The organism is Azospirillum sp. SYSU D00513, from assembly GCF_017356015.1.
In the GTDB taxonomy this organism is placed as follows: domain Bacteria; phylum Pseudomonadota; class Alphaproteobacteria; order Azospirillales; family Azospirillaceae; genus Azospirillum.
Map to the genome: position 1 here is coordinate 20,680 of NZ_JAFIQV010000001.1, position 17,525 is coordinate 38,204.

16 protein-coding genes are annotated in these 17,525 nt (G+C 69.3%); 2 read left to right on the top strand and 14 right to left on the bottom strand.

Going from position 1 to position 17,525, the window contains the following annotated elements; all coding sequences use genetic code 11:
- Window positions 1-222 precede the first annotated feature (222 nt).
- The 12 genes from JUB11_RS00080 to JUB11_RS00135 all read right to left on the bottom strand — a co-directional run bounded on the left by JUB11_RS00080 (window position 223) and on the right by JUB11_RS00135 (window position 12,457).
- Window positions 223-1,677, bottom strand: coding sequence for a methyl-accepting chemotaxis protein (locus JUB11_RS00080; protein ID WP_207455068.1), 1,455 nt, complete (start codon window positions 1,675-1,677; stop codon window positions 223-225).
- A 52-nt stretch (window positions 1,678-1,729) separates the two neighbouring features.
- On the bottom strand, window positions 1,730-1,996 hold the full coding sequence (locus tag JUB11_RS00085) for a hypothetical protein (protein WP_207455070.1): 267 nt from the start codon (window positions 1,994-1,996) through the stop codon (window positions 1,730-1,732).
- Window positions 1,997-2,235: 239 nt separating this feature from the next.
- Window positions 2,236-3,771 (bottom strand): glycosyltransferase, encoded by a 1,536-nt coding sequence (locus JUB11_RS33335; RefSeq protein WP_207455072.1) that lies wholly within the window; start codon window positions 3,769-3,771, stop codon window positions 2,236-2,238.
- Window positions 3,772-3,831: 60 nt separating this feature from the next.
- Complete coding sequence (locus JUB11_RS00095) at window positions 3,832-4,320, bottom strand: YajQ family cyclic di-GMP-binding protein (protein ID WP_207455073.1); 489 nt, start codon at window positions 4,318-4,320, stop codon at window positions 3,832-3,834.
- A gap of 194 nt (window positions 4,321-4,514) precedes the next feature.
- Entirely contained in the window at window positions 4,515-5,054 is a 540-nt protein-coding gene (locus JUB11_RS00100; protein WP_207455075.1) for a hypothetical protein, read from the bottom strand.
- A gap of 43 nt (window positions 5,055-5,097) precedes the next feature.
- On the bottom strand, window positions 5,098-5,706 hold the full coding sequence (locus JUB11_RS00105) for a hypothetical protein (protein ID WP_207455077.1): 609 nt from the start codon (window positions 5,704-5,706) through the stop codon (window positions 5,098-5,100).
- Complete coding sequence (locus JUB11_RS00110; RefSeq protein ID WP_247886740.1) at window positions 5,699-6,427, bottom strand: MotA/TolQ/ExbB proton channel family protein; 729 nt, start codon at window positions 6,425-6,427, stop codon at window positions 5,699-5,701. Before JUB11_RS00110 ends, JUB11_RS00105 begins: the two co-directional genes overlap by 8 nt.
- A 343-nt stretch (window positions 6,428-6,770) precedes the next feature.
- Window positions 6,771-7,742: a peptide ABC transporter ATP-binding protein gene (locus JUB11_RS00115; protein ID WP_207455079.1), complete on the bottom strand. Its 972-nt coding sequence runs from the start codon at window positions 7,740-7,742 to the stop codon at window positions 6,771-6,773.
- Window positions 7,739-8,794 (bottom strand): ABC transporter ATP-binding protein, encoded by a 1,056-nt coding sequence (locus JUB11_RS00120; RefSeq protein ID WP_207455081.1) that lies wholly within the window; start codon window positions 8,792-8,794, stop codon window positions 7,739-7,741. Before JUB11_RS00120 ends, JUB11_RS00115 begins: the two co-directional genes overlap by 4 nt.
- A 4-nt stretch (window positions 8,795-8,798) precedes the next feature.
- The gene (locus JUB11_RS00125) at window positions 8,799-9,716 is read right to left on the bottom strand and encodes an ABC transporter permease subunit (RefSeq protein ID WP_207455082.1); all 918 of its coding nucleotides are present in this window, start codon (window positions 9,714-9,716) and stop codon (window positions 8,799-8,801) included.
- A 7-nt stretch (window positions 9,717-9,723) separates the two neighbouring features.
- A complete protein-coding gene (locus tag JUB11_RS00130) occupies window positions 9,724-10,734 on the bottom strand; it encodes an ABC transporter permease subunit (protein ID WP_207455083.1) in 1,011 nt (336 codons plus the stop codon).
- A 127-nt stretch (window positions 10,735-10,861) separates the two neighbouring features.
- The gene (locus tag JUB11_RS00135) at window positions 10,862-12,457 is read right to left on the bottom strand and encodes an ABC transporter substrate-binding protein (protein ID WP_207455084.1); all 1,596 of its coding nucleotides are present in this window, start codon (window positions 12,455-12,457) and stop codon (window positions 10,862-10,864) included.
- Window positions 12,458-12,725: 268 nt separating this feature from the next.
- On the opposite strand from JUB11_RS00135, the gene JUB11_RS00140 reads away from it, so the two are divergent.
- Complete coding sequence (locus tag JUB11_RS00140; RefSeq protein WP_207455085.1) at window positions 12,726-13,679, top strand: DMT family transporter; 954 nt, start codon at window positions 12,726-12,728, stop codon at window positions 13,677-13,679.
- A 1-nt stretch (window position 13,680) separates the two neighbouring features.
- The gene (locus JUB11_RS00145; RefSeq protein ID WP_207455086.1) at window positions 13,681-14,526 is read left to right on the top strand and encodes a ChbG/HpnK family deacetylase; all 846 of its coding nucleotides are present in this window, start codon (window positions 13,681-13,683) and stop codon (window positions 14,524-14,526) included.
- A 56-nt stretch (window positions 14,527-14,582) separates the two neighbouring features.
- Here the strand turns inward: JUB11_RS00145 and JUB11_RS00150 are convergent, their stop codons facing one another.
- Together JUB11_RS00150 and JUB11_RS00155 are read right to left on the bottom strand one after the other, a co-directional pair.
- Window positions 14,583-16,274 (bottom strand): AMP-binding protein, encoded by a 1,692-nt coding sequence (locus tag JUB11_RS00150; protein WP_207455087.1) that lies wholly within the window; start codon window positions 16,272-16,274, stop codon window positions 14,583-14,585.
- 524 nt (window positions 16,275-16,798) lie between these two features.
- Window positions 16,799-17,332 (bottom strand): hypothetical protein, encoded by a 534-nt coding sequence (locus JUB11_RS00155; RefSeq protein WP_207455088.1) that lies wholly within the window; start codon window positions 17,330-17,332, stop codon window positions 16,799-16,801.
- Between the last annotated feature and the right edge of the window lie 193 nt (window positions 17,333-17,525).

Consider the following 17,525-nt stretch of genomic DNA (forward strand, 5'->3'; position numbering starts at 1 on the left):
CATCCGCTGCCGAAGACTTCGGTCTACAACCGGACGGCGCAGAACCTTCGCAGAAAGGTCTGAACCCAAAAAGGGAGATTCCGGGTAAACCCGTCGGTGCCGGACGGCCGGGGGGATGAGTTGCCATGGCACTCGGGGCCAATGGGCTTATACCCATTGGCCCCCGTCACCACTGATTTGTATGTTTTCCGGCCCGGGGGCCGGGCGTCGCGGCAGCCGCCGTCAGGCCGCCCGGATCGACGCCACGAGCGTCGCGACCTCGCCCTTGAGCTGGCCGGCGTTCCGGCGCACCTCGTCGAGCTGACGGACCATGTCCTCCATGGCGGCATTCGACCCGTCGGCCACCCGGTTCACCCCCTCCACGATGCCCGTCAGCTCCCGGGCGCTTTCCGCGGTCAGCCGGACGTGGCGGGCGATGGACTCGGCCGACGCGCCCTGCTCGCCCACCGCCGTGGCGATGCTGACCGTCACCGCGTCCATGCTGGAGACGGTGTCCACGATGGTGCGGATCGCTTCGGCCGTCCGGCGGGAGGAGGACTGGATCTCGGCGATCTGGCGGGCGATGTCGTCGGTCGCCCGCGCGGTCTGGCCGGCGAGCTGCTTCACCTCCGACGCGACGACGGCGAAGCCCTTGCCGGCCTCCCCGGCGCGGGCCGCCTCGATGGTCGCGTTCAGGGCCAGCAGGTTGGTCTGTCCGGCGATGCTGCCGATCAGCCGCGTGATGTCCTCGATCTGCTCGGCGGTCGTCTCCAGCGTCGCGACGATCTCCTGGGTGGAGGCCGCCTGCCGGCTCGCCGCCGCGACGATGTCCGATGCGCGCCCGAGCTGTTCACGGATCAGGCCCGTCGATCCGGCGAGCTGGTCGGTGGCCGAGGCCATGTCCTGCACCCGGCCGACCGTGCCGTCGATGGAAGTGCGGGCGGCGGCCAGCGCCGAACGCGTGCTTCCGATGCTGGCCGCCGCTCCGTCGGCCTCCGTCCGCAGGCCGGTGGAATCCAGCACGATCTGGTCGGCGGAGCTGCCGATGATGCCTTCCAGCTCGTCGGCGACGCGGCAGAGGGCCGTGCGTCGCTCGGCGCTGCTCCGCGCCTCCGCTTCCCGCTGCTCCCCGGCCAGGGCCTCCGCCCGCGACCGCGCCTCCTCGGCGTCCCGTGCGGTGGACTCCAGTGCCGTGAGCAGCGAGGCGCCCTTCCAGGCCGCGTAGCCCAGCACGCCCACCTCCACCAGCACGGTGGCGGCGTGGAACAGGACGCGCACCACATCCCCACCCTGCGGGAAGACGGCGTGGGGCAGCACGAAATTGAAGAGGATGTGATGGACGGCCACCGTCACCGTGGCCATGAGCAGCGCGCCGAGATCCATGTAGACGACCAGCACGGCCAGGTTCGCGAAGAACAGGAAATGCAGGTCGATCTGCCAGGGCCGGCCCTCCGCCATCGAGACGGCGAGCATGCCCATGCCCATGAGCGCCACGGCGGAGAGGGAACGGGTGACGGCGCCGTTGCGGGTGAGGAGCCGTGCCACGGTCACGGTCAGCGCCAGGCCGGCGGCCATGACGCCGCCCCGCCATCCCTGCCCCACCCACCAGGACAGCAGCGCCAGCCCCAGCACATGCAGCCAGACATAGGCCACCATGAAGCGCTCCGCGCGCGCGCGCAAACCATCGAGACTGCTCATCCTGGCCTCCCTCACGAAACTCATCCCCTTTTGAAACCTGTTTCCTGCCGTGTCACGATTCCGCGGCGCAGCCGGCGAAGCGCGGATCCAGAAGCAGCCAGGCGCCGCGCCGGTACATGTCGGCGGCGAAGCCTTCATCGTCCGGCTGGGCGACGACGATGTTGCCGAAGGCGCCGGACCGCAGCGGCAGGCCGCCGGCCGCCACGACCCGCCCCACCGCTTCCGACAGAGACGTTCCCGGCCCGAAAACCACGGCGACCGGCGCCCGTGCATCCAGAGTTCCGGCCTTGAGGGCAAGGGCCGGCGCGACCATGAACATGGACAAAGTTAACGCCGGTAAATAAACGGCCATTCCCTTCATCGCGGCACTCCTCCCGAAAGCGATCCGTTTTCTCTGCTTACGGATCACGCTCGAAGATGGATTAGCTCACAAAGGTTTATATCTGATTTCTTTTGCTGCTCTTGCACTGCGGCATGAACCCTTCGCCCAACCCATGCTCCGGCATGGGGCCGGCGAGCGGAGACTGTGTCCTGGGCGTCGTGCTGGGCGCTGGGGCGTCAGGCGCCCACGCGCGCTCGGAACAGTGCTGCCGCTTCGTCCAGGTAGCGGTTGAGGAGGCCGGGATCGCCGGACCCGACACCGATCTCGGTGAAGCGGCGGCGCGCCCTGTCCCGCTCCCCGGCAAGGAGTGCCGGATCGCGGCCAAGCGCCACCGCCCGCGCGACGAAGCCGTCCGCGTCGGCGACGTGGAAGTCCGGGCCGACGACCCCGGCGACGTCGCCCACGGCCAGCGTAACGGGAGAAACGCCATCGGCAAGCGCGTGGACCGCGCTGGCGCCGCCGCCTGTCCGTCGGGGATTCAGGAAGACGTCGCAGACGCTCAGCAGGGCGCGGATCCGGTCCACGTGGCCGAGGCAGCGGAAGGCCCCGCTGTGCCTCGATCCCGCAAGGCGTCCGGGCAGCGCCCTGACATCTCCGGCGAAGAGCACCACCCCGCCCTCGACCCTGTCCAGGACGCGCTCCAGGATCGCGATGAAGCCATCATCGGCCTCCTCGTCGAGGCGGTTGCCGATGACGGCGTAGACAGCCACGCCGGGCGGCAGGCCCCAATCCTCGCGCGTGGAGCCCTCCGGGCCGCCCATCAGCGAAAAGCCGAACCGGTAGGGCCGCCAGGACGCCGCCAGACGGCGATTGCCCGAGGGCCTGGGCGAACCGGCGAAGCTCAGCACGATGTCGCCGAGGGAAATCGCCGTCCCGCTCGTAGTCGGAATGCACAGGACCGGGAACCAGGGAGCCACGAGATCGGCCATGATCACCGATCCGCCGAAGGCGACCACCGTATCGGGGTCATACCATTCGATGGCGCGCGCGAACCAGCGGATCTTCTTGGCACCCACCCCCGGTTCCGTGGAAGAGAGGAAGCGGTAGCTCCGTCCTCCTTCCTCGACGATCTGCTTGCCGTCGTAACGGCTTTCCAGGGCGGCAGAAAAGGGCGGAACGAAGAGCGTGTGGTAATGACCCGGCATCATGTTGGTGTTGAGGATCACGACCTCCTTGCCGCACTGCTCCTCCAGCGTGTCGGCAAGCTTCAGCAGGTCGCGGGACGGCTGGTGCCGCATCGACAGGAACTGGTTCGTGACCAGCACGACACGGCCGTTGGGGGCGCGCGACGCCGGGCGCGGCGCGAAGCCGATCCCGGTGCGCCGGCGCAGCTCCTCCACGAGGGCCTCAAAGAAGGGGAAGAGGTTGGAGGGCACGAAGCCCGGAGCGCTCTCCGGCTCCATGCTCATCAGGAAGAGCTGCCGGCTGACGCACCAGTAAAGCTGGTTGGCGGCGTCGAGGCTCGCCCGCGCCAACCCGCTCCGGCAGCGGTCGAGCATGGCGATGTAATGCCGCAGGTCGCCGGTCACGAAGCCGAGCGCCGAGTCCAGCAGGATCGGGTCGGTCCCGGATGCTGCCGAGCGCAGCTCCGCGACGCGGTCCGGCCCGGCGCCCCTCAGTTCCGCGCGCAGCGCCTCCAGGCCGGCGCCGATGGCCCGCAGCTCCTCGCCGTCCGCAGGCGGCGTGGCGAGGAGAGCCGCGAAACGGGCCACGCTCCGGTCCCCGGACGGGGACGCGCCCGAGGGTTCACCGCCGTCCACGCCGACGGCCCGTCAGTCGCGGAAGTTCACATATTGCAGCGGCTGCTCGATCTTCATGCCGCGGACATGCTGGATGGCCTCCTGAAGGTCGTCGCGCTTCTTGCCGGTGACGCGCAGCTCGTCGCCCTGGATGGAGACCTGGACCTTCATCTTGCTGTCCTTGATGCTCTTGACGATGGTCTTTGCAAGATCCTGGGCGATGCCCTGCTTCACCGTCACGACGTGGCGCAGCGTGTCGCCGGCCGCCCGCTCCGGCTTCTTCGAGAAGTCCAGCGCCGAGGCCTCGAGCTTGCGGCGGGTGGTGTACATGCGCAGCAGCTCGTGCAGCGTGTTCAGCTTCGTCTGGTCGTCGGCGACGATGGCGATGTCGTCCTCGGTGCGCTCGATGGTGCAGTGCGAGCCCTTGAAGTCGAAGCGGGTCTCGATCTCGCGACGGACGCCCGCGATGGCGTTGTCGAGTTCGTGGACGTCGGTCTTGGACACGATGTCGAACGACGGCATGGGCTTCCTTCTCCCTGGGACTGGCGATCTGGCCGAAAGCTAGTCGAGGCGGCCCCGCGCGACAACCGCTAAGAGCGCCGCCCGCCAGCGCCCCCACCAGCGCCACCCACCAGCGCCACCCACCAGCGCCACTCAAGGGGGCGGGGCGGCGCCCCGCCCCTTCCCCGCCGGCCCGCCGCCTCCCCACCGGCGGCTCAGGTCGGCTGGCCGGGATGCTGGAACTCGAATCCGCCCCCGCCGCCGCCCGGCGCGTTCCGGCCCGGCTGGTTGTCATAGGGTTTGTCCGGCATCTTGGGCTGCGGCTGGGCGTAGAAGCGCGGTTCGCGGTCGTCCCAGGAGCGTTCGAAGGGCAGCCGCATCATCGGCCGGGTCCCGTTGCGCTCGGCCTCGCGCATGGCGTTCTGAAGCTGCTCGGCCATGCGGCGGTCCCAGGGCAGGCTGTAGAGGTTGGGCGCCTGCTCCCACATCAGGGTGACGTAGATCGCCTCGTTCTCCACCATGGTGGCGCTCAGCACGGTGGCTTCGGCGACCTTGGTGTTCAGCCACTCCAGGGTCACCGGCTTGGCCTTGCCGAGCAGGGCCGCCGGGGCGGCGTAGGCCGCCGGCAGCATCAGGGCGAAGAGCAGCACGATCAGCGCCCGTGCCGCACCGCTGCGTGCCCACCGCACCGCGGAGAGCACCATCAGAAGCGCCACGATGGCCAAGAATCCGAAAAGTATGGTCAGGTCTTCCATGACGGCGTCCCCGGTTGCGGGCCGGACCGGCCCGGACAGTGCTTCAGCCCTTCACGGACCGCAGAGGCTTGTGGAGGGCGTGAAGCGACCCCGGCACCAGCTCTCCCTGCTCGGTCAGGGAGAAGCGGAAGGCCGTGATCTCCTGCCCCTCGTGGTCGAGGCGGACCCGCGTCGCGGCGATCGTGCCGGCGCCCGCCTGGTTTTCCGTCTTCACGCGGGCGACCACCCGCACCCAGATGGGCGAGACGTTGTCGAGGTTGCGGAAGAGGTGGAGGTTGACCGTGTATTCGCCGGGCGGGACCCCGCGCGAATAGGAGGTTTCGAAATTCACCTCCGTCGGGTCGGCGTAGCTGCCGAGATCGTCGCGCAGCAGGTTGAAGATCAGGCCGGACTTGTTGGAGTAGCCGACCGGAACGTCGCCCGGCGCCTGGACCCACAGGTCGATGTCGGTGCGCAGCTTGTCGTCCCAGCGCGCCTCGACGATGACGTTGCCGGGCGGCTCCTCGGAGGCGACGGCGGTCCCCTCCTTGCCTTTCGGGTTGATGTGGGGCAGCAGCAGCAGAACCATGCAGACGAAGCCGGCCAGCGCCAGCGTGATCATGTCGCGGAAGACGGTGCCCGTGTCGTCGCCTTCGTTCCAGGGATCATACATGGGCGGCACCATCGGCCGGGCGGAGCGAGGCGTTGGCCATGCCCGCACTGCCCAAGCCGGTCATGCCGCCGGCCGCCGGACGCGTCCTGACCGGCTCGCTGACCGCCTCGCCCGGGCCGCTCTCGGGATCGTCGTGCGCCGCGTCGATCAGGGTGGCGGCGAGGTTCGCGGTGCCGGTCGCCAGGATCTGGTAGTTCGCCGTCAGCCAGAGATTCAGGACCGATCCGACCAGCGTGGTGTAGAGCGCGACACCCATGCCCTCGATCATGGTGCCGACCATGCCGCCGATGGAGCTGGCGTCGCCGGCCTTGCCCGGATCGACGCCGTTCAGCGCCTGCACGAAGCCGACGACCGTTCCGATCAGGCCGAGCATCACCAGGGCGTTGCCGATCTGGCGGATGAAGACGATGCGCCCGAACAGCCGCAGCTCCATGGCGCGGGTCGCGTTGCCCATGCCCGAGCGGGCCAAGGCGCTGCGGTAGGCATCGAGCCGGCCGCCCCGGCCGCGCGCGATGTTGTCCAGTTCGGACGTCACCTTCTCGATGCGCCAGGCCGTCGCCACGAGGCCGACGATGAACAGGAGGAAGATGAGAATGCTGATCCGGCTGTTGTCGCCTGCGATGACCGCCTGCACCCAGCCATTGATCCAGGCGAGCGCGAGAGCCGCGGCGCCGAACAGATTGATGGCCGCGAAGCGGGCCCACAACATCCACTGATTCATCGGCGCACTCCACCAAGCTTGAGGAGGCGGGCCTAGGCCGGCAGCCCGTCGAACATTGAACCCAATGGATCTGGGAAGAGTTCCCACGCCCGCCCACGGCGCTTAAGTCAGCCGTCCAGACCCATTTTGCGGATGCGGCATCGGCCGGCCGTCATGCGGCCCCCGGAAGGCATGCGGGAATGCATAGGGCAATGGGGTGAAACCACGGGCCAGCGGGCGGCGGAACACGGCGCGCCACGAAAAAAGAAGGCGTCCGGCGGTACCAGCCGCCGGACGCCCTCGCGTCCCGGAATTCTCCTGAAAAGCCGGAGGCCGGAGCCCCCGGCTTAGTACCGGAGACGTATCACGCCATCTCTTCCGCGTAGTGGCAGGCGACCAGCCGCTGGTCCACCTCGCGCAGGGCCGGCACGTCGGTGGCGCAGTTGGGCCGGGCGTGCGGGCAGCGCTTGTGGAAGGGGCAGCCCGGCGGCGGGTTCAGGGGCGAGGGCAGCTCCCCCCTGGGCACGGCGCGCTCGCCGCGCAACGCCGGGTTCACCCGCGGCGTGGCGGCCATCAGGATGCGGGTGTAGGGGTGGCGCGGCCGGTCGTAGATGACGTCCTTCGGCCCATGCTCCACCGGCCGGCCGAGATACATCACCATCACGTCGTCGGCGAGGTGGCGCACGACGCTGAGGTCGTGGGAGATGAAGAGGTAGGCGAGCTTCATCTCCTCCTGCAGGTCCATCATCAGGTTCAGGACCTGCGCCTGGATCGACACGTCGAGCGCGGAAACGGGCTCGTCCGCCACCACCACGCGGGGCTCCAGCATCAGGGCGCGGGCGATGGCGATGCGCTGGCGCTGGCCGCCCGAGAACATGTGCGGGTAGCGGTCGATCTGGTCGGAGCGCAGCCCGACCTTGTTCATCATCGCCAGCACCCGCTCCCGCCGCTCCGCCTTGGACAGGCCGGTGTTGATGACCAGCGGCTCGCCCAGGATGGAGCCGACGGTCTTGCGCGGGTTGAGCGATCCGTAGGGGTTCTGGAAGACCATCTGCACCGTGCGGCGCAGCTCCTTCATCTCCGGAGCGCTGCGCCCGGTAAGGTCGCGCCCGTCATAGAGCAGGCGCCCCTCGGTCGGCGGCTCGATCATGGTGACGGAGCGGGCCAGCGTGGACTTGCCGCAGCCGGACTCGCCGACCACCGCCAGCGTGCGCCCGGCCTCCAGCCGGAAGGACACGCCATCCAGCGCGCGCACGGTCGCCATCGGCTTGAACAGGCCGCGCCGCACCGCGTAGTGCTTGCGCAGGCCGACGGTTTCGAGAACGACGTCGCTCATCGCGCGGCTCCTTCGCCCAGACCTTCGCCGCTTGCCTGGCCCATTCCCCGCGTGTGCAGCCCGCCCGGCAGAATCCCATCGGGGAGCGGCACGTCCGGCAGCGGGTAGAAGCAGCGCGCCAGCCCCTCGTCCACCTCGAACAGGGCCGGCCGCTCGGAGCGGCAGCGCGCCGCGGCGAAGCGGCAGCGCGGGTTGAAGACGCAGCCCTCCGGCCGGTCCATGATGCCCGGCACGACGCCGGGGATGGTCGGCAGGCGGCGCTTGCCGAGCGCCCGCTCCGGCAGCGCGTCGAGCAGCGCCCCGGTGTAGGGGTGGCGCGGCCGGGTGAACAGGGCCTCCACCGGGCGGGTTTCCGCCACCTGGCCGGCATACATCACCACGGCGCGCTGTGCTGTCTCCGCGACCACGCCCATGTCGTGGGTGATGAGGATCAGCCCCATGCCGCGGTCCCGCTGCAGCCCGACCAGCAGGTCGAGGATCTGCCGTTGGATGGTGACGTCCAGCGCCGTGGTCGGCTCGTCGGCGATCAGCAGGCGCGGGTTGCAGGCCACCGCGATGGCGATCATCACGCGCTGGCTCATGCCGCCGGAGAGCTGGTGCGGGAAAGCCGACAGGCGGCTCTCCGGGTCGGGGATGCCGACCTGCTCCAGCAGCTCGATGCAGCGGCGGCGCAAGGCCCGGCCGGACAGTCCCTCGTGGACCTTCAGCGTCTCGCCGAGCTGGAAGCCGACGGTGAAGCAGGGGTTCAGGCTGGACATCGGCTCCTGGAAGACCATGGCGATGTCCTTGCCCACCACCCGGCGCCGCTGCGCGGGCGACAGGGAGAGCAGGTCGGTGCCGGCGAAGTTCAGCCGGTCGGCCGTCACCCGGCTGCCCGGCGGCAGAAGCCCCATGAGGGCGAGCGAGGTCACCGACTTTCCGGAGCCGGACTCGCCGACGATGCCGAGCACCTCTCCTTCCTCCACGGAAAGGTCGATGCCATCGACGGCGCGGAAGGTGCCGGCGCGGGTGGTGAAGGCAACCGAGAGGTTGCGGATGTCGAGAAGGGCCATGGGATCAGCGCTTGAGCTTGGGGTCGAGTGCGTCGCGCAGCCCGTCGCCGAGCAGGTTGAAGGCGAGCACCGTGACCAGGATGGCGACGCCGGGCCAGGTGACGACCCAGGGCGCGCTTTGCAGGAACTGCAGCGAGGAGGAGAGCATCGTGCCCCATTCCGGCGTCGGCGGCTGCGCGCCGAGGCCGAGGAAGCCGAGGGCGGCGGCGTCCAGGATGGCGGTGGAGAAGCCCAGCGTGGCCTGCACGATCAGCGGCGCCAGGCAGTTGGGCAGCACCACCACGAGCATCAGCCGAAGCCGCCCGGCCCCGGCGACGCGCGAGGCCACGACATAGTCCTTGCTGGCCTCCGCCAGGACGGCGGCGCGGGTCAGGCGGGCGTAGTGCGGAATGACCACCACGGACACCGCGAGCATGGCGTTGACCAGCCCCGGCCCGAGGATGGCGGCGACCACGACGGCCAGCAGCAGGCTCGGCAGGGCCAGCAGTATGTCCATCGCGCGCATGATGAGCGTGTCGGCGATGCCGCGGAAGAAGCCGGCGGTCAGGCCGAGCGCCAGCCCGACCGCGAGCGACAGCGTCACCACGATCAGGCCGACCAGCAGCGACAGCCGCGCCCCGAAGATCAGGCGGGACAGCATGTCGCGCCCGATGTCGTCGGTGCCCAGCAGGAAGCGCCAGGATCCCCCATCCTGCCAGACCGGGGGCACCAGGATGGCGTCGCGGTACTGGATGTTGGGGTCGTGCGGCGCCACGAACGGCGCCGTCAGCGCCGTCAGCGCGATCAGGACGATCACGGCGAGGCCGATGACGGCGCCGGTGTTCTGCCGGAAATGGTACCAGAATTCCGCCAGCGGGTGCGGGGGCCGGCCGGGGGCCGGCGTGGTCGCGGGTGTGGCCGCGGACTGGGTTTCGGTCGTCATGGGAGGATCACCGCGCGTGCCGGATGCGGGGGTTGAAGACCCCGTAGAGAAGATCGACGATCAGGTTGACGGCGATCACGGCGGTGGCGATCAGCAGCACCCCGCCCTGGAGCGCCGGATAGTCGCGCCGGTTGATGGATTCGATCAGCCACTTGCCGACACCCGGCCAGGAGAAGATCGTCTCGGTCAGGATGGCGCCGCCCAGCAGCGTGCCGACCTGGAGGCCGATGACGGTGACCACGGGGATCAGCGCGTTGCGCAGGGCGTGCAGCCCGATTACCCGCCGCTGCGGCAGGCCCTTGGCGCGGGCGGTGCGGATGTAGTCCTCGCTCAGCACCTCCAGCATGGCCGAGCGCGTCATGCGCGCCACCACGGCGAGCGGGATGGTGCCGAGCACGATGGTCGGCAGGATCAGGTGGCGCAGCGCCGACCAGAAGGCGTCCGTCTCCCCGACCAGCAGCGTGTCGATCAGCATGAAGCCGGTCACCGGCTCGATGTAGTAGAGCAGGTCCAGCCGCCCGGACACCGGCGTCAGCCCGAGCTGCACCGAGAAGAACAGGATGAGCAGCAGCCCCCACCAGAAGATGGGCATGGAATAGCCGGTGAGGCTCAGCCCCATCACCCCGTGGTCGAACCAGGAGCCGCGCTTGACCGCCGCCAGCACGCCGGCCGGAAGCCCGATCAGCACCGAGAAGAGCATGGCGCAGAAGGCCAGCTCCAGCGTCGCCGGGAACAGGGTCGCGAACTCGCTCAGCACCGAGTTGCGGGTGACGAGCGAGGTGCCGAGGTCGCCGGACAGCACGTTCCCGACATAGTCGAGGAACTGCTGCCAAAGCGGCTGGTCGAGCCCCATCTCGCGCCGCAGTTCGGCGAGCCGTTCGGGCGCAATCCCGCGCTCGCCCACGCGCACCTCGATCGGGTCGCCGGGCACGAGCCGGATCAGGAGGAAGGTGAGAAAGGTGATCCCCAAGAAGGTCGGGATCACCAGACCCAGCCGGGTCAGGATGAAACGGAGCATCGACACTCACCGGAAGCCGTTGCGGCTCTTGTGACGGAAAGAAAATTGAAAACGCCGGCCTATCCACGGGAATAGGCCGGCGCGTTCCTGGAGGGCGCCCCTCTCCGGGGGAGAGGGCGCCCTCAGATCACTTCATGTCCACTTCGGCGAAACGGTGGACGCCGAAGGGGTCCATCTTGTAGCCGGACACCTTGTTCGACAGCACCATGTGCACGACCGAATGGGCGGTGGTGAACCAGGGCGCCTCCTCCTTGAAGATCACCTGGGCCTGCTCGTACAGCTTGGTGCGGGCGCCGATGTCGGTGGTGCGCTTGGCCTGGAGCACGAGGTCGTCATACTCCTTGTTGCACCACTTGGAGATGTTGGACCCGCCCGGACGGGCCGCCTCGCAGCCGAGCAGCACGTGCAGGAAGTTGTCCGGGTCGCCGTTGTCGCCGGTCCAGCCGAGCATGCCGAGCTGGTGGTCGCCGTTCTGGAGGCGCTTGCGGTACTCGCCCCACTCATACTGGACGATCTTGGCCTTGACGCCGATCTTGGCGAGGTCGGCCTGCATCATCTCCGCCATGCGCTTGGCGTTGGGATTGTAGGGGCGCTGCACCGGCATGGCCCAGAGGTCGGTCTCGAAGCCGTCGGGATGACCGGCCTCGGTCAGGAGCTGCTTGGCGCGCGCCTGGTCGAAGGGATAGTCCTCGATGGCCTGGTTGTAGGACCACATGGTCGGCGGGATCGGGTTCTTCGCCGGGACGCCGGCGCCCTGGTAGACCGCCTCCACGATGGCCTTCTTGTCGATGGCCATGTTGATGGCGCGGCGCACGCGCACGTCGTCGAAGGGCTTCTTCGTGACGTTGAAGGCGAGATAGCCGACGTTCAGCCCCTCCTGCTCCATGAGCTGGAGGTTCGGTTCCTTCTTCATCGCCTCGAGGTCGGCCGGGTTCGGGTACGGCATGATGTGGCACTCGCCGGTCTTCATCTTGGCGTAGCGCACCGCCGCGTCGGGCGTGATCGCGAAGACGAGATTGTCCAGCGCCGGCTTGGACTGCCAGCCCTCGAAGGCCTTGTAGCGGATGACCGCGTCCTTCTGGTAGGCGACGAACTGGAAGGGGCCGGTGCCGACCGGCACCTGGTCGATCTTCTCCGGCGTGCCCTTGGACAGCAGGAAGTCCCCGTATTCCTTCGACTGGATCGCGGCGAAGGGCATGGCGAGGTTGGCGATGAAGGGGGCTTCGACCCGGTTCAGCGTGAAGCGGACCGTGTAATCGTCGACCTTCTCGATCGACTTCAGCAGGTCCGGCATCGCCATGTCGTTGAAGTAGTCGTACGAGCCGCCGGACACCTTGTGGTAAGGGTTCTCGGCCTTCCACTGGCGCTCGAACGAGAAGATCACGTCATCGGCGTTGGCCTCGCGCGTCGGCTGAAAGCCGCCGGTCGGGTGCCACTTCGCGCCACGGCGGAGCTTGAAGGTGTAGACCAGCCCGTCTTCCGAAACGGTCCAGCTTTCGGCAAGGCCCGGAATGACCTTGGTGCCACCATACTCGAACTGCACCAGGTTGTTGTAGACCGGCAGCGACACGTCGAAGCTGGTGCCCGTGGTGTTCAGCATCGGGTTGAAGTTTTCGGGGCTGCCCTCGGAGCAGTAGACGAGGGTCTTGGCGGCCTGGGCCGGCGCTGCAAGCGCCAGCGCGGCGGCCATGCCGAGCCCGGCACCCAGCAGAATGCGCTTCATTGCCTGGAGTCTCCATCTTCCGGTTGCCGAACCGCCGATTTCCCGGCGGCTGGTTGTTGTTTAACCTATTTGAAACAGCCGGGGGAATCGGTGTCAACACAGTCGGTGGATCGGCTCTTCGGCCGATGCCCTTCGGCGGAGGGCTCCGACGAGCCGGAATCCAGCCTCCATGCGCCTTGCGCAGCCCCCGCTTGCGGCCGAAGGCGTCACGCCCGCCGGGCCGACATGGTAGGGTCAACCAATCTGTCCTTTCCGATCCGGATGTTTCATGCCCGACTCGCCCCGCCCGGGACCGCTCGCCGCCTACGCGCTTCTCGCCGTGAGTTCCGCCCTGTTCGCCTCGAACTCGCTGATCGGCAAGGCGGCGGCCGGGTCCGTCCCGCCCGCCGGGCTGGCCTTCTGGCGCTGGGCCGTCGCAGTCCTCATCATCCTGCCCTTCGCCTGGAGCGGTCTCGCGCGGCACCGGGCGGAGCTGCTGCGCGGCTGGAAGCGGATGCTGCTGCTGGGTGTGCTCGCCATGGGCGTCTGCGGAGCCCTCTTCTACATGGGGCTCGAGCACACGAGCGCCACCAACGCGGCGCTGATCTATGCCACCTGCCCGGTGATGATCGTGATCATCTCCGCCCTGTGGCTGCGCGAACCGGTGCGGCCGCGCCAGATGGTGGGCATCGCGGTGGCGCTTGCCGGCGTGCTGGCGATCCTGACGCGGGGAGAGGCCGGGCTGCTGCTGGCCCTGTCCTTCAACATCGGCGACCTCATCGTGCTGGCCAGCGCCCTGTCCTGGGCGGTCTACACGGTGATGCTGCGCCGCTCGCCGAGCGGGCTGCCGGTGGTCACCAGCTTCGCGGCCAACGCGCTTGCGGGCCTGGTGGTGCTGGCGCCGCTCTACGTCTGGGAGACGCTGGCTGGCCGGCCGGTGGTCCCCACCCCGGCCAACCTCGCGAGCATCCTGGGTGCCGCACTGTTCGCCTCGGTCCTGGCCTTCATCGCCTACCAGAAGACCATCGGGCTGCTGGGTGCCGCGCGGGCGGGTGCGGCGCTTTACGCCACGCCGGTCTGGACCAGCCTGCTGGCTTGGCTGCTGCTCGGCGAGGCCTTGCAGGGCTTCCATTTCGTCGGCATGCTGCTGGTCCTGGCCGGGGTCGCCATGGCGACCCTGCCCGCCCGCGGCGCGGCCAAGCCCGTCCCGGGGAAAGCCGCCGAACATCCCGCGAAGGCCTGACGTGACGACGCCCGTCCTGCTCTGCGCCGACGATTACGGGCTGGCGCCCGGCGTCGGCGCCTCCATCCGCGAACTGATCGCCGCCGGCCGGTTGAGCGCGACCTCCGCCATGACGGTCTGCGCCTTCTGGCCGCAGGAGGCGGCGCTGCTGAAGCCGCTGGCCGGCCGCGCCGATGTCGGGCTGCATTTCACCCTGACCGACCAGCGCCCGCTCGGCCCCATGCCGCGCCTCGCCCCGGACGGGCGGCTGCCGCCGGTCGGGCGGCTGATGGCGCTCTCCTATGCGGGGCGGCTCGACGCGGCGGAGATTCGGGCCGAGCTGGACCGGCAGATCGCGGCCTTCATCGCCGCCTGGGGGGCACCGCCCGACTACATCGACGGCCACCAGCACGTGCAGCAGCTTCCCATCGTGCGAAACGCCGTGGCCGACGCGCTGGCCGTCGCCCTGCCCGGGGCTTACCTTCGCGTCTGCCGGGAACCGCGCGGGGACATCCTGCGCCGGGGCGTGGCGGTGCCGAAGGCGCTGCTGATCGACGCGCTGGGCGCCGGCAGCGCGCGGCTGGCGCAGCGGCGCGGCATCCCCAGCAACGACCGCTTCCGGGGCGTCTACGACTTCTCCGGCCGGGTCCCCTTCGGAACCCTGATGGAGCGCTTCCTCGACCGGCCGGCCGGACGCACCCTGGTCATGGTCCATCCGGGCCTTGCCGACGAGGATCTGCGCCGCGCCGACCCGGTCGTCGGGCAGCGGGAGGTCGAGCACCGCTATCTGATGAGTGCCGGCTTCGCGGAGCTGCTGGAAAGAAAAGGCCTCCGGCCGGCCCGCTTCCGGGACCTGCCGAAGGCCTGATTTGTCAGGGCGCTGGGGCTGGGCGGCCTCCGATGGCCACCGGCCATCGGAAGCGGTCAGGTGCCGTAGGGCCAGTCCTTCTCGGCATTCTCCATGCGGCTTGTGCGCTCGCGCTCGCGCAGCTTGTAGCGCTGGACCTTGCCGGTCTCGGTGCGCGGCAGCTCGTCCAGGAACTCCACGGCTCGCGGGTATTTGTAGGGAGCGATGCGGTCCTTGACGTAGCTGCGCAACGCCTCTGCCAGATCCTCGCTGGGCGGCACGCCCTCGCGCGGAACGATGAAGGCCTTCGGGATCGAGCCGCGCAGGGGGTCGGGCGAGGCAACGACCACGCACTCGTCCACCGCCTCGTGGCGGAGCAGCACGTCCTCCAGCTCCAGGCCGGAGATCTTGTAGCCCGCCGAGACGATCAGGTCGTCGGTGCGGGCGCTGTACCAGAAATAACCGTCCTCATCCATGTGGAAGGCGTCGCCGGTGAGGTTCCAGCCTCCCTGGACGTAGAGCGACTGGCGCGCATCGTCCAGGTAGCGGCAGCCCGTCGGGCCACGCACCGCCAGCCGCCCGATTTGGCCGGCCGGCACTGGCTGAAGGCTGTCGTCCACGATCATCGCCTCGTAGCCGGGGACCGGCTTGCCCGTGCAGCCGGGCCGCAGCCCCTCGGGCGTGGCGTGGAGCACGGCGTTCAGCATCTCGGTCGTGCCGAGGCTGTCCAGGATCTCCTGCCCGGTCAGGTCGCGCCACGCCTCGAAGGTGTTGACCGGCATGGGCTCGCCCGCCGACACGCAGCTGCACAGGCTGCTGAGCCGGCCCCGCTCCAGATAGCCCTCCCGCAGCAGCGCGATCATGGAGCGGTAGGCGGTCGGCACGGTGAAGAGGCGCGTGGTCCGGTGGCGCACCATCGCGTCGAGCAGCGCCTCCGGCGTCCAGCGCTCCAGCAGCACCACCGAGGCACCGGCGCGCAAGGGGAAGAGCAGCAGCGCCCCGACCCCGAAGGCGAAGGCCAGCGCGGTCGAGCCGCAGAAGACGTCCGCGTCCGTCGTGCCGAGGATGGAGCGCGGCGACAGGTCGGCCACGGCCAGCAGGTCGCGGTGGAAATGCACCGCCGCCTTCGGCGTGCCGGTGGTGCCAGAGGTGAAGAGGATCAGGGCCGGGTCGTCCGACGCGGTGTCGGCGGGGGCGAAGTCGGCGGGCTTGCTGCCCAGCAGCGCCTCCAGCCCGGCGTCGGCGCCGCCGTTGAAGGTCAGGGCCGGCACCTCGCCCGGAACGGAGTCGCAGGCGGCCCTCATCTCGGCGAGGTAACGGGCGTCGCAGAGCGCCACGTTGACCGCGGCCTTGGTCAGGACATGGGCGAGTTCCGGGGCGCGCAGCAGCGGCATGGTCGGCACCACCACGGCGCCGGCCTTCACCGCCGCCAGCCAGCAGGCCACCAGCATCGGCGTGTTCGGGCCGCGCAGCAGGACCCGGTTGCCCGGAACGATCCCGAAATCCTCGGTCAGAACGCGGCCGACGCGGTCCACCGTGTCGCGCAGCCGGCCATAGCTCCAGACGTCGTCGCGGCCATCGGCCCCGACGCCGATCAGGGCGGTGCGCCCGTCCCAGCCGCGCTCCCGCCAGGGGTCGAGCAGCGCCGAGGCGGCGTTGAGGCGTTGGGGATAGAGCAGGCCGGCTTGTTCGAGCAGGAAGTCCGGATTGTCTTGCGGTGCCGGAAGGCGGTCGCGGACATAGGTGTCGATGTGTCCAGTCGTCGGCATGCTACCACTCCCTGCCGCTGCGAAGGGATGTCTCGCGTCGCACGGTCGATCCCGTCACCAGCGTCTCCTCTTCAGGCTCGAATTCAGGCACGAATTGTCGGGCGCGGGCCCGGCCACCGGTTCCCGGAGCCGGCAGTCGCGCGTGTGCGTGGCGGCGCGCCATTGCGCCATGGCCGCCCCTGTCGTCGGGGCTCTTGCGGTGATGACGTCCGTCACGGAACCGGCACGCGCGGCGCGGCGCGCCGCAGCCTGGATGTGACGGGGGATGCAACGGGGCGAGCCGCCGGTTTCCGGCGGCTCCGCGCTGCGGCCGGGGTTCCGGCCGGAACCGCCGAAGGTCCCTTCACGCTCATCCTCCCGTTGCGGCGCGGGGCTGAAAACACCCCTCGCCTCCGCCAGACGAAAGGTCAGTATAGGGCGGCGCCCTGTTTTTTTGCCATGCAAGGACCGAATGGTGGACAGGCCAGCAATAGCCATCCGTGGCGGATGATGCTCAAAAAATGGATTTTCCGCCCGCGGTGCGGTCACCGGCTGCCCAGATATTGGTCGATTTCCGCCTGCTCCATGACATGGGTCGTGCCATGGATGATGCCGTTGGCGACCTGTATGACGCGGTGGATGATGGCGGCGGAGGCCTGGCAGTCGGCCTCCAGCTTCGCGGTGTCGCCGCTGCGCAGATCGGCGGCGAGGCGTTCCAGCGTGTGGGCGACCACCTGGTGCCCACGGGCGATGGTGTCCTCGAACGGCGTCCGGAACCTCGCCGGAACATGCTCGTAGGCGGCGATGGCGAGGTCGCGGTCGGAAAAGCCGCTTTCCCGGAAGTGCTCCCGGTAGTCGCGCGGCTGCCAGGACAGGCACTCCTCCATCATCTCCGGCATTGCCGGGATCATCTCGATCAGCATCACGATTTCGTTGAAGTGATTGAGATAATCGGTCGCGAGCAGCGTCTTCTCGGAGATGTTCGTGCCCCGCACCCGGTCCCGCCATTCCAGGAAATCCCCCAGCTCGCCGGGAGAGACGCCATCGGCCGAGGGCGGGCTGCTCTGCTGATCATCCATTCGCGGGTTCGGCAAGGTTTCCGGTTGGGGCCGGCGGGAGGGGAATGGGCGCGTGGCCCGCGCGCCGTCATCGTGCGGCGCATCATACGACGGCGGGAGCCGCCCTGTCATTACCGGCGGACAAGGCCCGACCCGGCGGATGGCCCTCCCCTCCGGCGGGCGGGCGTTATGACCTAAGCCCAATCGACGGTCC

Bases quoted from the DNA above. Each gene is read 5' to 3' on its own strand.
- JUB11_RS00080 (WP_207455068.1), bottom strand. From the start codon at position 1,677: ATGAGCAGTCTCGATGGTTTGCGCGCGCGCGCGGAGCGCTTCATGGTG.
- JUB11_RS00085 (WP_207455070.1), bottom strand. From the start codon at position 1,996: ATGTTCATGGTCGCGCCGGCCCTTGCCCTCAAGGCCGGAACTCTGGAT.
- JUB11_RS00095 (WP_207455073.1), bottom strand. From the start codon at position 4,320: ATGCCGTCGTTCGACATCGTGTCCAAGACCGACGTCCACGAACTCGAC.
- JUB11_RS00100 (WP_207455075.1), bottom strand. From the start codon at position 5,054: ATGGAAGACCTGACCATACTTTTCGGATTCTTGGCCATCGTGGCGCTT.
- JUB11_RS00105 (WP_207455077.1), bottom strand. From the start codon at position 5,706: ATGTATGATCCCTGGAACGAAGGCGACGACACGGGCACCGTCTTCCGC.
- JUB11_RS00110 (WP_247886740.1), bottom strand. From the start codon at position 6,427: ATGAATCAGTGGATGTTGTGGGCCCGCTTCGCGGCCATCAATCTGTTC.
- JUB11_RS00115 (WP_207455079.1), bottom strand. From the start codon at position 7,742: ATGAGCGACGTCGTTCTCGAAACCGTCGGCCTGCGCAAGCACTACGCG.
- JUB11_RS00120 (WP_207455081.1), bottom strand. From the start codon at position 8,794: ATGGCCCTTCTCGACATCCGCAACCTCTCGGTTGCCTTCACCACCCGC.
- JUB11_RS00125 (WP_207455082.1), bottom strand. From the start codon at position 9,716: ATGACGACCGAAACCCAGTCCGCGGCCACACCCGCGACCACGCCGGCC.
- JUB11_RS00130 (WP_207455083.1), bottom strand. From the start codon at position 10,734: ATGCTCCGTTTCATCCTGACCCGGCTGGGTCTGGTGATCCCGACCTTC.
- JUB11_RS00135 (WP_207455084.1), bottom strand. From the start codon at position 12,457: ATGAAGCGCATTCTGCTGGGTGCCGGGCTCGGCATGGCCGCCGCGCTG.
- JUB11_RS00140 (WP_207455085.1), top strand. From the start codon at position 12,726: ATGCCCGACTCGCCCCGCCCGGGACCGCTCGCCGCCTACGCGCTTCTC.
- JUB11_RS00150 (WP_207455087.1), bottom strand. From the start codon at position 16,274: ATGCCGACGACTGGACACATCGACACCTATGTCCGCGACCGCCTTCCG.
- JUB11_RS00155 (WP_207455088.1), bottom strand. From the start codon at position 17,332: ATGGATGATCAGCAGAGCAGCCCGCCCTCGGCCGATGGCGTCTCTCCC.